The sequence below is a fragment of the Anoxybacillus amylolyticus genome (assembly GCF_001634285.1).
Lineage (GTDB): Bacteria > Bacillota > Bacilli > Bacillales > Anoxybacillaceae > Anoxybacteroides > Anoxybacteroides amylolyticum.
The window spans coordinates 1,047,327-1,060,140 of record NZ_CP015438.1 but is presented as its reverse complement, the minus strand read 5'-3'; the positions used below and the strand labels follow the sequence as shown (position 1 = coordinate 1,060,140).

Sequence of the window (12,814 nt, the reverse complement as noted above, 5' to 3'; positions counted from 1 at the left end):
GTTATGTGACGTATCGCAAACGTTCCTTATGATTTTTATCACACGTTCACCAAAAGTTATGATTTATGTCACAGCTTCTCAATAGAAAACAACGTAAAATTTTGCTTAGAAATTCCATAAGGAGTGGATGGTATGACGAATGATTGGATTAAAACAAGGCTGAAAAATGTCGCGCTTTTTCGAGAATTATCCGATGAAGAACTTGATTCGATCGTGAAAATTTCTCAAGTACGTGTCTATAAACCGCGAACGTTCGTCTTTATGCAAGGAGAGCCGCTTGAACGCGTCTTTTTTATTCAATCAGGTACTGTAAAAATTTACAAAACGGATATTAGCGGAAAAGAACAAATTGTGTCGATTTTGCAAACAGGAGAAATGTTTCCGCACGCCGGCTTTTTCCGTCGAGGAAGTTATCCAGCCCATGCGGAAGTGATGGAAGAGGCAACGCTTATCGTCATTCCAATTGCTGAATTTGAACAAACGCTTATTTGTTATCCAGAATTGTGTATGAAATTATTCCGCGTCATGGGAGAAAAAATTATCGACTTGCAAAACCGGTTAGAAGAGCAAATCCTCCATAATACGTATGAACAAATTATTTTGCTTTTATTGCGACTGACGAAAACAAACGCAGTCCTGCAAGGACGATTCCACCGCTTAACGACGCATTTTACAAACCGCGAGCTCGCCAATATGATTGGCACATCGCGCGAAACGATTAGTCGCACGCTCAGCCAATTGAAACGAAAAGGGCTTATCGACATCGATGATAATGGATATTACTTAATTGATGCAGAAAGATTGGAAAAAGAGATTTTTTTATAACATGTGATAGAGATCACAATATCCACGAGTGAAAATCACTATCATAGAAAATGAAAAGATCATGAAAGGGTGAGCGCGATGGGGAAAATCGTGGAGTTGGATGTCCGGGAAGATTTGCAAAAAAAACTGGAGCCGTTCCAAAAAATTATGAGCGCTGTTCAGCCGCTCGAAGCAGGCGATACGTTTATTTTGCATGCGCCGTTTAAGCCTGTTCCGCTTTTTGCGGTGATGAAAGCAAAAGGATTTACGTACGAAGTCGAACAGCTTGATAAAAAGCATTGGAAAGTGACGTTTGTCAAGCAGGGGTGAGAATGATGATTTTAGACAATCGTGGATTAGAGCCACCACAACCGATGATGCGGACGCTTGCGGCACTAGAAACGCTTCCTAAAGGAGAAACATTAACCATTATTAACGATCGCCGCCCGATGTTTTTATACGAACAACTTGATGAACTTGGCTACCTTTATGAAACGAAAGAGCGCGAGGACGGGAGCTTTGAAATTACGATTACAAAGGGATGACGACGATGTTTCCAACTCAACAAACATATGAAACGAACATTCGCTTGCCGTTTTCCTTTATTTTATTTGGCACGATGGCGTTCTTCACTTCTCAAGCTATCCTGCTTTATTCGGGTTCGTCAATTGTGCATGGGGCGTTTCGTATCCCAAGCGTATGGGCGGCTGTTCATTTAGCGGTGCTCGGCTGGGGGTTGATGGTCGCGATGGGCGCGATGTATCAGCTCGTTCCAGTCGCCTTTTTAACACCGATTTGGAGCGAAACGTTAGGGTTTGTTCAATTTTTTGTCACCGCGCTTGGTGTTTTGGCGCTTTCCACCAGTTTCGCTTGGAAAATGGATTTCGTGTTTTTTGCCGGTCTGTTCCTTACGCTCGGATTTGTTCTTTTTTTCCTTCAAATGGCAATGACACTTAAAAAACAGCCAACTAAAAATATTTTGACATTGTTTGTTAGTACGGCGCTCATTTGTTTATTTCTTACGATTGCTTTAGGGGTAACGCTTGCATTTCATTTTTTTAGCAACGTTAAAGTAGCGGATCATTTGCTTACGCTAAAGACACATCTATTATTTGGACTTGCCGGATGGTTTACGTTACTGATTATCGGCTTTTCTTACAAAATGGTGCCAATGTTTTCCCTAGCACATGGGTTTTCGATGACGCTTGCCCGCTATGTGTACATCTTTTACGTGGGTGGGTTGGCAGTTACGTTTGGCAGTTTTTTAACAAACAGCTCTGCTCTTTTCGTTAGTGGGATGGGGCTATTGTTGCTTGGGTTTGCACTATTTAGTTACCATATCGTCACCATTTTGCGAAAGCGGGTAAAGAAAAAATTAGATCGTCCGTTTTTGTTTGCGCTTTTGGCAATCGCTATTGCTCTTTGTCTACACGGGACGGCTTTTCTTTTTGCGATTATAGGAAATACAGACAGCTTTGGCGTGATCATATATAGTTACCTCTTCGGTTGGATTATTTTAAGCATTGTCGGTTATTTATATAAAATTGTTCCGTTTTTATGGTGGACGCATCGCTATAGCCAAAAAATTGGAAAGGAAAACGTACCGACGTTAAAACAAATGATGAATGAAAAATGGACTGTTTTCTCCTGCGTGCTATTTTTCACCAGCTTCGTCGGTGTAATAACAGCGCTCGCTATTTCTAGTTTACCGCTATTTTACTTCTCCCAAAGTGGAATAGTTTTATTTTCCCTTTTGTTTACAGGATCAATCATTTCCGTATTGCTTAAATAAAGGAGGCATCACCTATGGAATTAAAAGACATGGTTCTTGAACAGCTTCGCACCGTATACGATCCAGAGCTAGGCATCAACGTCGTTGACTTAGGATTAATTTATGATTTGCGTATTGACGACGGTCTTGTTTCGATTGTCATGACACTTACCACCCCTGGCTGTCCGCTTCACGATTCGATTGTCGGTGGCGTGAAACGAGCGCTTGCAAACGTAGAAGGTGTGCAAGATGTAGACGTACAAATCACGTGGAATCCGCCATGGACACCGGAGCGGATGAGCGAAGCAGCACTACGACAATTGGGGCATATTTAAATAAAGCGCAACACAAGTGTTGATTATCCATTATTTTACTAAAAAATACAGAATGATATGGCCAAACACAAGCTTTTCTGCCTCTTCCCTCGAACAAGAACGCCGGCGGGCAAATACATTTGCCCGCAAAGCGTTCGTTGTTCGAGGAGGGCATGCTAATACTCCCAGTCGGCAAGCCATTTGCTTGCCGACTTCGGCAGAAAAGCTAGGAATAGAGCGATGTCAATTAGTTTTTATTGGATAATCAACACACCTGGAAGCGCAAGACAGATGTCTTGCGCTTTTTATTAAACGTGCTCGATAAACCATTGGACTGTTTCCAAAAACGCCTCTCGTGTCACTTTATGGCCAGCCTCGTCGTCCGAAATGAATTTGAGTTTGTCGTTTGGATAAAGTGGTTTTATTTGTTGGTAAAACTCATATGTATAGTGATAAGGGACGACTTGGTCACGTTCGCCATGCCACATCATAAGCGGACGTCCTTGTAATTTTTCCGGCTGTTGGGAGAGATCATACGTCGTTAAGCGCTCTCGTTCTTTTTTCAACTGTTCGTCTGACAATGGAATCGATAGCCTCATTTGTTTCGCCATTTCAATTTGGGCATCAAAAAACGCTTCATAGTTCGGGCTTCCCATTAACGAAACAGCCGCTTTAATCCAAGGGTATGTTGCAAGCGAGCCAAAAGTGACAATTCCCCCCATTGATGTACCGGCAAGACCGATACGATCTTCTTGGACAAGATGTTGCGCACATAGCGCTTGTTTTACTTGCCCGACTTCATGAATCGTTTGCACGACGATGTTCCAAAATGCAAGTTGTAGTTTTTCGTTTGTCAGTGATTGCTCGCGCTCTCCATGATAAAGCGCATCTGGCAATACGACGCGGTAGCCTGCCTCCGCCAATAAATACCCGAAATGAAGATTATGTTCTTTCGCACTCGTAAACCCGTGCACAAACATAATGAAAGGCAGTTTTTCTTGCCGTTTTTCCGCCTTCACAACATGAAGCACCGGAATGCCAGCAATTTTCTCGTTTTGAATAATAACCATACTGCGAAACCCCTTTTTTGTTATTCTCTTCTCTAGTGTAACATGTAGACAAAAATTTTGGAAAAGAGTTACACTAAAAATGTCATTTTTGCCGTTTACAAAATAAATTTTTAATAAGCAAAGGAGAGCGTATGGAACAATATTTAATCGCATTGGATTTAGATGGGACGTTGTTAAAAGAGGATAAAACGATTTCTCCATTAACAAAGGAAGTGATTTTCCGCGCAAAAGCAGCAGGACATCTTGTCGTCATTGCCACAGGCAGGCCGTATCGGGCAAGTAAAATGTATTACGAACAACTCGAATTGACAACACCGATTATTAATTTTAACGGCGCTTTTGTCCACCATCCAAAAGACGATGCATGGGGAATGTATCACTCTCCTCTCCAGCTCGAAACAGTAAAGGAAATTATTGAAGTAGGCGAAACATATCGCGTCAAAAACATTTTGGCGGAAGTAATGGATGATGTGTATTTTCACGAACACGATGAAAAATTGCTTGATATAGTGAAGCTCGGCAATCCAAAAATTGAAATCGGTGACTTGCGGCAAATGCTAAAAGCCGACCCGACGAGCGTCCTTATTCATAGCGATGAACAACATGCAGACGACATCCAGCATTACTTGTCTTCTGTGCATGCTAATGTGTTGCACCACCGACGCTGGGCGGCGCCATGGCATATTATTGAGATCGTTCGCACCGGCGTTCATAAAGCGTTTGGGCTGCAGCTTGTGGCAGAATATTACCAAATTCCACAAGAGCGCGTCATCGCTTTTGGTGATGAAGATAACGATTTAGAAATGATTGAATGGGCGGGATATGGCGTTGCGATGGGCAACGCCATCGAACCGTTAAAACAAGTGGCGAACGATGTAACCAAAACGAACGAAGAAGACGGCATCGGTGTTTATTTAAAAGCGCTGTTAAAGTTGTAACGAATTACCTTATTATCATTTGTTCGATCCGGTTACAATAGGAGTGACGCCACGTTGCGTCTTTACTTTTCAAGGGGGAATGCGTCTTGGGCAAACGAAATAAATCGAAGCGATTCATTCAACAGAGCGTCGATGCAGTCGAAAAACACGATGAGCGAATCCCTTATCATATGACATATGCAGAAGCAGAAGAGCGCAAGGCGAAACAAGCGGTCGAAATGTCGCTTGGAGGGGAATGACGATGGGAAATCGCCTATTCCAAGAAGCGCGAAAAGCAGTGATGAATGCGAAGCAAGCAGCAAGCGAACAAGCGGATCATGCTGCCGAAGCAATCGCCATCGCCAAAAACGCCCTTTCTTCTGCTTACGCCCATTCCAACGTAGCCGAAAAAGCGCAGTTGCGTCAGTTGCAGGAGGAATTGGAGCAGCTTAAATAGCGATGCGGAAAGCCCGCATCGCTTTTTATTAATTTCGTACGATATCTGGATATTTATTCATAAACCGATAAATAATCACCGCTAAATCAGCCCTTGTTAACGAAGAAGATGGTTGAAACTCTTTGGACTTCGTTCCCGGCATAATTTTTAATTTGCTGATTAATCCGACATGCCCTTTATATTGGATCTTATTGGCATCTTTAAAAGAAAGAGGGAACAAATCGATTTGTGAGGCAAGTTTATCATACCCTAACGCACGAACAAGGGTCACAGCGACAAACTCTCGCGTTACTTGGCTTGTCGGATGAAAATATTCTTCATCCACTTTAATTAATCTGCGATCAACTGCCCTTTGTAAATATGGGTAATAAGCTTCGTCTTTTTTTACATCTTTGAATGGTGCTGCCGCATTCTCATTGTACCACGTTCCGTAATCCCCAATCGCTCTCATGACAATCTCGACAAACTCTCCTTTTGTCACTACTCGCTCTGGATACACATTCCCGTTTTCCACATCATATATATTGTAATCAATCATTGCTTGCAGCGCTTGTTCTTGCTTATGTCCTTTTATATCCGTTGCTACATTTTGGTCGTCGATTACCCTTCCTGTGGAAACATCTTTCCATTTTCCATCAACGGCATCTAAATATTTTTCCTCCCAAGACGGGGTCGGCTGATAAACTAAAATAGCGGTGTTATTTCTTTTTTCATCCGTCGTTAAGGTCGTAAAGTAGCTCAAGGCAAGCTTTTTATCCTCTATATACATTTCTTCTGCTTTTTCTAGCGAAACGACTTTGTTTGGCAACGGAAACGATACGTTACGCCAGTCAGTAAAAAAGCGAATAATCTTTCCTGTTTCCGCTGAAACTGCTACACTTATTCCTTGCCCTTGTACTGGAATTCCATTTTCTTTGCGATAAAAGTACATTTCGTAAAAGAGCGGGTTCGATTTACTGTCATACCGCACTTCCTGTGGCAACGTAGCATATAAACGATCCACTTTATCAGGAACCACTTTTTTCACAAAATTTTTTGCGATTTCAAGTGCCTGTTCTTTGGTGTAGTTCACCTGCGGATTTTTGTTTGGTTCCCATTCTTTATAATACATCATATTGCGATCAAATCGAGTAAGTTCCCCTGTTTTTGCATTTATTTCTGCATAAAAACTGGCATCTTCCCCGTTACTTCTAAAGCCAAACACCCATACAGAAGTTTCCCCGCGGTCTTCGTAATTCGCCGAATCAAGTTCGATAGAATCCGGCAGCTCTATCATTCGTTTCACTGCTTCTATGGCTTCTTTTTGCGTTAATTCTTTGCTTCGCGGCGGCAAAGGAGTTGCGCTTTCTGCTAATGGCTTATCTTCTATCGGTGCTGTTTGCTCCACCGGGTTTCCGTACATATCAATAAATTTTCCTGTATGAGCATCGATAGTAGCATTAAAGTTAGCTTGATAATATGGGTACGCGTTCGTTTTCGGCACATAAATCAACTTTGGAGGCTGCTTCGACGAATAGTCCATTTGGTATCGCAATTCTAATTCCATACGATCTTTTAACAACTGATTTGCTTTGTCCAAAGAAATGACATTTTCATTTTTTTCAAATGTGACTTCGTCATTCCAATTGTATTCAAAATTCCGAATTTCTCCGTTCCCATCAATCGTTATCATGATATTATTTTCGTAATATGGCACATGATTGACCATCTGATAAAAACGGACAGCGTAAAACCGCCGTTCCCCGTACGGCAGTCTGCCTTGTTGTTTTTTCAATTGCTCATCGATGGCAAGTTCTTTTAGTTTATTTGGGTACATCTTTTGAATGTATTGTTTTGCCACATCTACTGCTTGTTCATAGCTTACTTTCGGTGGAAACGGCATGTTACTATCTTTTTCATGATAAATATTAATATTTACAACATTTCCTGTTTGAGCGTTTACCGTTACATAAATCGCATGGTATCCTTTATCTTCTTTATACCAAGACATTTGCCATACAGGTTTATTGCCATACCATTGCGTCGAAAAAGTAATTCCTTGAAATTTATAACCTTTTTCAATGTTGACAGTTTTTTTAGCAATTTCAATCGCTTGTTCTTTCGAAACTTTTACCTCTTCCATATCAATCGCTGTAGAGTTGACGCCTACTTGTTGGTACAGTTTTTGCTGCGAAGGTAAATATATTTCCTTTTCCGCAGCTTTTGCAGTAATCGGTCCTGTGCTTGTAACAAGCACAGCAGCTACTAAAAACTTTGAAAGCCAGTCTTTCTGCATCATAATCCCCCTTTTTATATTCATTGAAATTTTTGGAATGAAATCCATTTATTTAGACGAAAATCTCTTTAAAAAGTTTCAGAAAAAACAAAAAACCGCCCAAAAAGGTACGGTTTTTTGATGAAATTTATTCTTTCCGAAAAAACCCAAATACTGCAGTCGTCTGTACGATGTTGGTGAACGCTTGTGGGTCTACTTCTTTAATAATTCGCTCTAAGTCAAAAAGCTCGTATCTCGTAAGAACGATCATTAATATGTCTTTCTTTTCTTGCGAGAAAGCGCCGGTAGCGGGGATCGTTGTAATTCCACGGACGAGTTTGGCGTGTATCGCTTTTTTTAGTTCTTCTCCTTTGTTTGTCACAATCATCGCCGTCAGCTTTTGATGCCGAGTATGAATGGCGTCAATGACCCTCGTTGATGCATATAGCGTCACAAGCGTATAAAGCGCCTTTTCCCAGCCGTACACGTATCCCGCAGTTAAAATAATGACGGCATTCAGCGTGAAAAAATACGTGCCGACTGGACGATCTTTCATGCGCGACAACACTAGGGCAATAATATCTAGCCCGCCGGTAGAAGCCCCCCATTTGAGCGTCCAGCCAACCCCAATTGCTCCAATGACTCCGCCAAATACAGCATTTAACAAAATATCGTCAGCGACCTTTTTCACCGGAATGATTTCTAAAAAAAACGACATAAACAGCACGCTTAAAAAGCTATAAACCGTAAACGACTTCCCTACTTGCTTCCATCCTAAAATCGCAACAGGAACGTTCAGCAGGAACAATAACATTCCTGTCGAAAGATGATAAGGGGTATAGTCCGCGGCTAGTTTCGACGTAAGCTGGGCAATCCCAGCAAATCCGCTCGTATACACGTTTGCCGGAATTAAAAAGAAATTGAGCGCTATTGCGTTTAACAACGCACCAAGCAGTACAACCGTTAATTTTTTTATTTGCAACCAAGCCATGTGTTCACCTCAATCAACTAAAAATTGTTTTTTCACTTAAAAATCGTTACACTTATAGCAGCAAACTGATGAGAGAAGAAGGTGAGTATTATGTCCATTCACATTGTAGCCGATAGCGGCTGTGATTTGCCATACCCTTTTTTGCAAGAACGACATATTTCGTTTCTCCCCCTCATTGTCCATTTGCATCACACGGACTATGAAGATTTCGTGACAATCGAGCCAAAACAAGTGTATGATGCGATGCGACACGGTGAAGTGGCGAAAACATCGCAAGCAAGCCCATTAAAAATGAAAGAACTGTTTACCAAGCTTGCCGAGTCTGGGCGTCCTGCTGTGTATATCGCATTTTCATCCCAATTATCAGGAACGTACCAAACAGCTATGATGGTGCGCGAAGAAGTGCTTGAACAATATCCTGAGTTTCAATTAGCGATTATCGACTCCAAATGCGCTTCACTCGGCTTAGGGCTCGTCGTGATGAAAGCGAGCGAACTTGCGCAAAAAGGAATGCCATATGAGCAGCTATGTGAAACGATTTCTGCGTACTGCCGCCATATGGAGCATATTTTTACCGTCGATGATTTAGAGTTTCTTGCGCGCGGCGGACGCATTAGCAAAACGTCTGCGTTTGTCGGTGGGATATTAAACATTAAACCACTGCTTCATGTTGAAGACGGAAAATTAATTCCAATCGAAAAAATTCGCGGCCGGAAAAAAGTGTTCAAACGGATGATTGAACTGATGGAAGAACGCGGAAACGACTTACAAAAGCAAGTCATCGGCATCAGCCACGGCGATGACGAAGAAGCTGCGTTAGAATTAAAACGAATGATTGAAGAAAAATTCGGCTGCACTCGCTTTTTCCTTTCGCCAATTGGCGGAGCGATCGGCGCCCATGCCGGCCCGGGCACATTGGCACTCTTTTTCTTAAACGAATACATCGACGCCTAACCGACCAAACTATCGGTGTATGATTTAGAAAGGGGGGCGCCAAGATGCCACATACGAGCGACAACGATAAAAAAGCGCGCGACAATCAAGCGAAGCATCATGAAAAAAACATGCTTCGCGAAAAAAATCGCCAAGCTGGAAAACACGCTTACTCAAAAAAAACGGATCATCTGTAAAAGAGCTTGCGAAAGCAAGCTCTTTTACATGTTTTTCTGTTAATTATGTTGTAAACGATATATTTATATAACCCGTGGTGCTAGATAAAATCGAGTAAGCATAAAAATAGCCCTTGCCTTTGGATCTCCTGTAGAATGAAAGTGCCAACCAACATTCGAAAGGAGAATCCCCATGCAAGAGCACTTTCATTTTACTACAGATCAAGCAAAGATTCAAAAACAACATGCAGCCATTTTCTTCTTTGTTTCTGCCCAACTGTCACAAATTCAATTCTATCTTCAACGTCGCAATCGTCATTTGGGAAACAAGAAGACGCGGTGATATTGCCATTCATCTTTTAGGAAAGTTGCTTGGCTTCTCTTCCGAACGTGCATGGCATCGCTTTGTTACTGGGAACTTGTTTACGGATGGACATTTTCTCGAACGTTCTCGATACAATCGCCGTTGTCGAGCGTTGCGTGTTGCAATCAAGTGGATTCGTCATGAGTTGGGAAAACGTGGTCAACACCATGCCTATGCGGTAGTAGATAGCATGCCACTCGAGTTGTGCCATTCCACAAGAATGTACCGTGTCAAACGATTTCAAGGAATCGCTGACATCGGGCTTTGTGCGTCGAAAAAGCAGTGGTACTATGGATTTAAGCTTCATCTTCAAGTGACCGACCAAGGACTGCCCATGGGATACGTGGTGACGGAAGCGTCCTGTCACGATCGAACGGCGGAAGAACCGTCATGACTCAAATTCCCCATCCCTTGAATTTGAGCGACAAAGTATTCATCAGTAACCAATTGCAAAAAAAGTTGCATGAAGCGTACCAAATCGCCTTTTGGACTCCATCTCGCAAAAACCAGAAACGTCGCCCATCCGCATCATGGGAGAGATGGCTCAAACAAAAACGCAAAGTGGTGGAAACGGTGTTCTCTGTCCTCGTCGACCAGTATCGTATCACAGACATTCGTGCCCAAAACCAGAGTATATACACGCACTTTAAAATCATGACTTCTGTATGAACACCTGTGACCGCTAAATAAAACTGAACAGAATTCGATTGTGTCCATTCAGCCCAATACTAGCGAGATTTTTAGAATCCAGCACCAACAGGGCATTTCCGGTATCGGAAATGCCCTAAGAGGAGTGGAGAATCTTTTGGAGAAACTCCCCACTTAGAAGTCTTTTCAACGATTCCCACACCGGCTTTCCGTGTTTTTGCAGGGTAGAAATGACGATGAGAATGACACAGAAAGCTTCGACATCGTCTTCCTGACGAAAGGTTCCAGAAATTTTTTGTTTGACAAAATTAAAGGGCATGAGTCCCGTACAATATCGGACTCATGCCTCCAAGCGGCCTAGTGATTTCTCCCCGACTTTCGTTCTCGCTTAGAAGTCGGGGTCTCCTCACCAAAGATGATGAAATAATCTGTCTAACAAAGGTTTCCTTTCTAGCGAAGTTTATCCGTCTGAAACTTCTCCATCACCGCTTGTAGTTCATCGGTCAATTGCCGCATCATTGTAACTTTTTCGGCCATGTTTTCAAACGCAGTGAGCTGTTCGGACATCGAAGCCGCAATTTCTTCGCTTCCAGCTGCTGATTCTTCCACCACTGCACTAATACTTTCGACGTTTTGCAATACTTTTTCCCCTAGCTGTTTCGATTCCGCCACCGCTGTCACCAATGACTGAATGTCATTCGAAATACCAGCAACTTTCATTTCGATTTCCGAAAATGCTAACGCCGTTGCGGAAATTGACTGCGATTGTTGTTCGGCAATTTTCACGCCTTGCGCTACTGCTGAAGCAACTGATTCGACCCCGTGTTTAATTTGCGAAACGGTTGCAAAAATTTGCTTCGTTGCTTGCGCGGACTGCTCCGCCAATTTCCGCACTTCTTCCGCAACTACGGCAAATCCTTTCCCAGCCTCTCCTGCCCGCGCTGCCTCAATCGCAGCATTTAACGCGAGCAAATTCGTCTGTTCTGCAATGTCGGATACCGCTTTCGCCATTTGCTCGATATTTAACGCATACGCCGTAAACTCGTTCGTTTCCTGTTCAATTAATGCCGTTGCCTCTGCATTATCACGAATAAATTTTTCTTGTTGTTCAATGGCCTTTTGTCCGTGACGAATCGCTTCTACCGCCATATGGCTATACTGCGCGGTTTGTTCTGTTCGTTCTGCCGTTTGCGCGAACGTTTCATCCATCTTTTCTATTAATAGCACTGCTTGCTGTAATTCTTCCGAAATACTTTGGGCACCAGATGACAACTCGTTCGTAGACATCGCTACTTGGCGATTAATCTCCGTTAGCATTTGATTTTCTTTTTCAATTTCTTTTGCAAACATTTCTACCTTTTTGCTTGCTTCATCAACGGAATGAAGCAACCGCTGAAGCTCCTCGACCATCATATTGAACGATGTGCTCAGCTCACCAATTTCATCTTTATGTGTATAAGAAACTCGCTCTACAAATAAATTGCCGCTTGCAATCTCTTTGGCATTATTGGCTAGACGTTCTAACGGCTTCGTAATCGAACGGGTAAGCCGTAAGCTGCTTCCGCCAGACAACAATAAAAGCGCCACGCTGCCAACTACTGCCGTCCAGACAACAAAACGAATTTGTCCTTGCAAGTCTTGCTGCAATGCGTTATAAAAGTCATTCGTATATAACTGCAAAACATGCAAATCATTAATCGCACCTTCAATGCGCATCGCTTGCCGTCTCGTTTCTGACGCATCGCGGCTCTCCAGCGCTGCGAACGAACGGGTATGTACATCCGCAAACTTTTGTTTCGCATTTTCTAACAAAACGCGGAACTCTTTTTGCTTTAAGATCTTGTCGAGTTTCTGTAGCAACTGTTCCGTTTCGTTGACTTGAGCGGTTACATCTTGCTTATTCCCCTCTGTCATATTATAGGCAAAGTTATTCAAGCTTTGTTTCGTCGCTTTCATGTTTGCTTGCGCTTGCTGCACCGTCAACAACATCGGAACAACATCTTTATTCGTCGCTTGAATTGACAACATGTTCACAATAATAAATCCCATTATGCCCATCGATAGTAAAATAGAAATAATCGAATGAAACCAAAGCTTTTTTCGAATGGTCATCGC

Annotated in this window: 14 protein-coding genes and 2 pseudogenes; 11 read left to right on the top strand and 5 right to left on the bottom strand. The window is 42.5% G+C overall.

All coding sequences use genetic code 11. The annotated features are described in order from the left end of the window. Nucleotides 1-132: 132 nt before the first annotated feature. From GFC30_RS05450 to GFC30_RS05430, 5 genes are all read left to right on the top strand, one after another. Nucleotides 133-825: a Crp/Fnr family transcriptional regulator gene (locus GFC30_RS05450; protein WP_066323242.1), complete on the top strand. Its 693-nt coding sequence runs from the start codon at nucleotides 133-135 to the stop codon at nucleotides 823-825. A gap of 78 nt (nucleotides 826-903) precedes the next feature. After that, nucleotides 904-1,134 carry a DUF2249 domain-containing protein gene (locus tag GFC30_RS05445; RefSeq protein ID WP_066323241.1) on the top strand — a complete coding sequence of 77 codons (231 nt, stop codon included), beginning with the start codon at nucleotides 904-906 and terminating at the stop codon, nucleotides 1,132-1,134. A gap of 5 nt (nucleotides 1,135-1,139) precedes the next feature. Then, nucleotides 1,140-1,349, top strand: a complete 210-nt coding sequence (locus GFC30_RS05440; RefSeq protein ID WP_003397432.1) for a DUF2249 domain-containing protein — start codon at nucleotides 1,140-1,142, stop codon at nucleotides 1,347-1,349. A gap of 5 nt (nucleotides 1,350-1,354) precedes the next feature. After that, complete coding sequence (locus GFC30_RS05435) at nucleotides 1,355-2,596, top strand: hypothetical protein (protein ID WP_066323240.1); 1,242 nt, start codon at nucleotides 1,355-1,357, stop codon at nucleotides 2,594-2,596. 14 nt (nucleotides 2,597-2,610) lie between these two features. After that, entirely contained in the window at nucleotides 2,611-2,910 is a 300-nt protein-coding gene (locus tag GFC30_RS05430; RefSeq protein WP_066323239.1) for a metal-sulfur cluster assembly factor, read from the top strand. Between the two features lie 287 nt (nucleotides 2,911-3,197). Here GFC30_RS05430 and yjfP read toward each other — a convergent pair whose 3' ends face one another. Continuing rightward, a complete protein-coding gene (gene yjfP / locus GFC30_RS05425) occupies nucleotides 3,198-3,959 on the bottom strand; it encodes an esterase (RefSeq protein ID WP_066323238.1) in 762 nt (253 codons plus the stop codon). Between the two features lie 131 nt (nucleotides 3,960-4,090). Between yjfP and GFC30_RS05420 the strand changes: the two genes are divergently transcribed. The 3 genes from GFC30_RS05420 (at nucleotide 4,091) to GFC30_RS05415 (ending at nucleotide 5,333) form a co-directional block, all read left to right on the top strand. Next, nucleotides 4,091-4,897 (top strand): Cof-type HAD-IIB family hydrolase, encoded by an 807-nt coding sequence (locus GFC30_RS05420; RefSeq protein WP_066323237.1) that lies wholly within the window; start codon nucleotides 4,091-4,093, stop codon nucleotides 4,895-4,897. A gap of 86 nt (nucleotides 4,898-4,983) precedes the next feature. Next, nucleotides 4,984-5,136, top strand: coding sequence for a hypothetical protein (locus GFC30_RS17145; RefSeq protein ID WP_169806991.1), 153 nt, complete (start codon nucleotides 4,984-4,986; stop codon nucleotides 5,134-5,136). Nucleotides 5,137-5,138: 2 nt separating this feature from the next. After that, nucleotides 5,139-5,333 (top strand): DUF3813 domain-containing protein, encoded by a 195-nt coding sequence (locus GFC30_RS05415; protein ID WP_066323236.1) that lies wholly within the window; start codon nucleotides 5,139-5,141, stop codon nucleotides 5,331-5,333. Nucleotides 5,334-5,361: 28 nt separating this feature from the next. Here GFC30_RS05415 and GFC30_RS05410 read toward each other — a convergent pair whose 3' ends face one another. Continuing rightward, the gene (locus GFC30_RS05410; protein ID WP_158512132.1) at nucleotides 5,362-7,611 is read right to left on the bottom strand and encodes a YcdB/YcdC domain-containing protein; all 2,250 of its coding nucleotides are present in this window, start codon (nucleotides 7,609-7,611) and stop codon (nucleotides 5,362-5,364) included. 124 nt (nucleotides 7,612-7,735) lie between these two features. Further along, complete coding sequence (locus GFC30_RS05405; protein ID WP_066323234.1) at nucleotides 7,736-8,578, bottom strand: YitT family protein; 843 nt, start codon at nucleotides 8,576-8,578, stop codon at nucleotides 7,736-7,738. Nucleotides 8,579-8,668: 90 nt separating this feature from the next. Between GFC30_RS05405 and GFC30_RS05400 the strand changes: the two genes are divergently transcribed. From GFC30_RS05400 to GFC30_RS05395, 3 genes and pseudogenes are all read left to right on the top strand, one after another. After that, nucleotides 8,669-9,532 (top strand): DegV family protein, encoded by an 864-nt coding sequence (locus GFC30_RS05400; protein WP_066323233.1) that lies wholly within the window; start codon nucleotides 8,669-8,671, stop codon nucleotides 9,530-9,532. A gap of 44 nt (nucleotides 9,533-9,576) precedes the next feature. Further along, nucleotides 9,577-9,708 (top strand): DUF3941 domain-containing protein, encoded by a 132-nt coding sequence (locus GFC30_RS16430; RefSeq protein ID WP_084256203.1) that lies wholly within the window; start codon nucleotides 9,577-9,579, stop codon nucleotides 9,706-9,708. Between the two features lie 172 nt (nucleotides 9,709-9,880). Then, nucleotides 9,881-10,684 (top strand): annotated as a pseudogene (locus GFC30_RS05395) (IS982 family transposase); the annotation flags it as partial. Nucleotides 10,685-10,835: 151 nt separating this feature from the next. Here the strand turns inward: GFC30_RS05395 and GFC30_RS16845 are convergent. Both GFC30_RS16845 and GFC30_RS05390 read right to left on the bottom strand, forming a co-directional pair. Then, nucleotides 10,836-11,003 (bottom strand): annotated as a pseudogene (locus tag GFC30_RS16845) (IS66 family transposase); the annotation flags it as partial. 146 nt (nucleotides 11,004-11,149) lie between these two features. Further along, nucleotides 11,150-12,811, bottom strand: coding sequence for a methyl-accepting chemotaxis protein (locus GFC30_RS05390; protein WP_066323232.1), 1,662 nt, complete (start codon nucleotides 12,809-12,811; stop codon nucleotides 11,150-11,152). Nucleotides 12,812-12,814 lie beyond the last annotated feature (3 nt).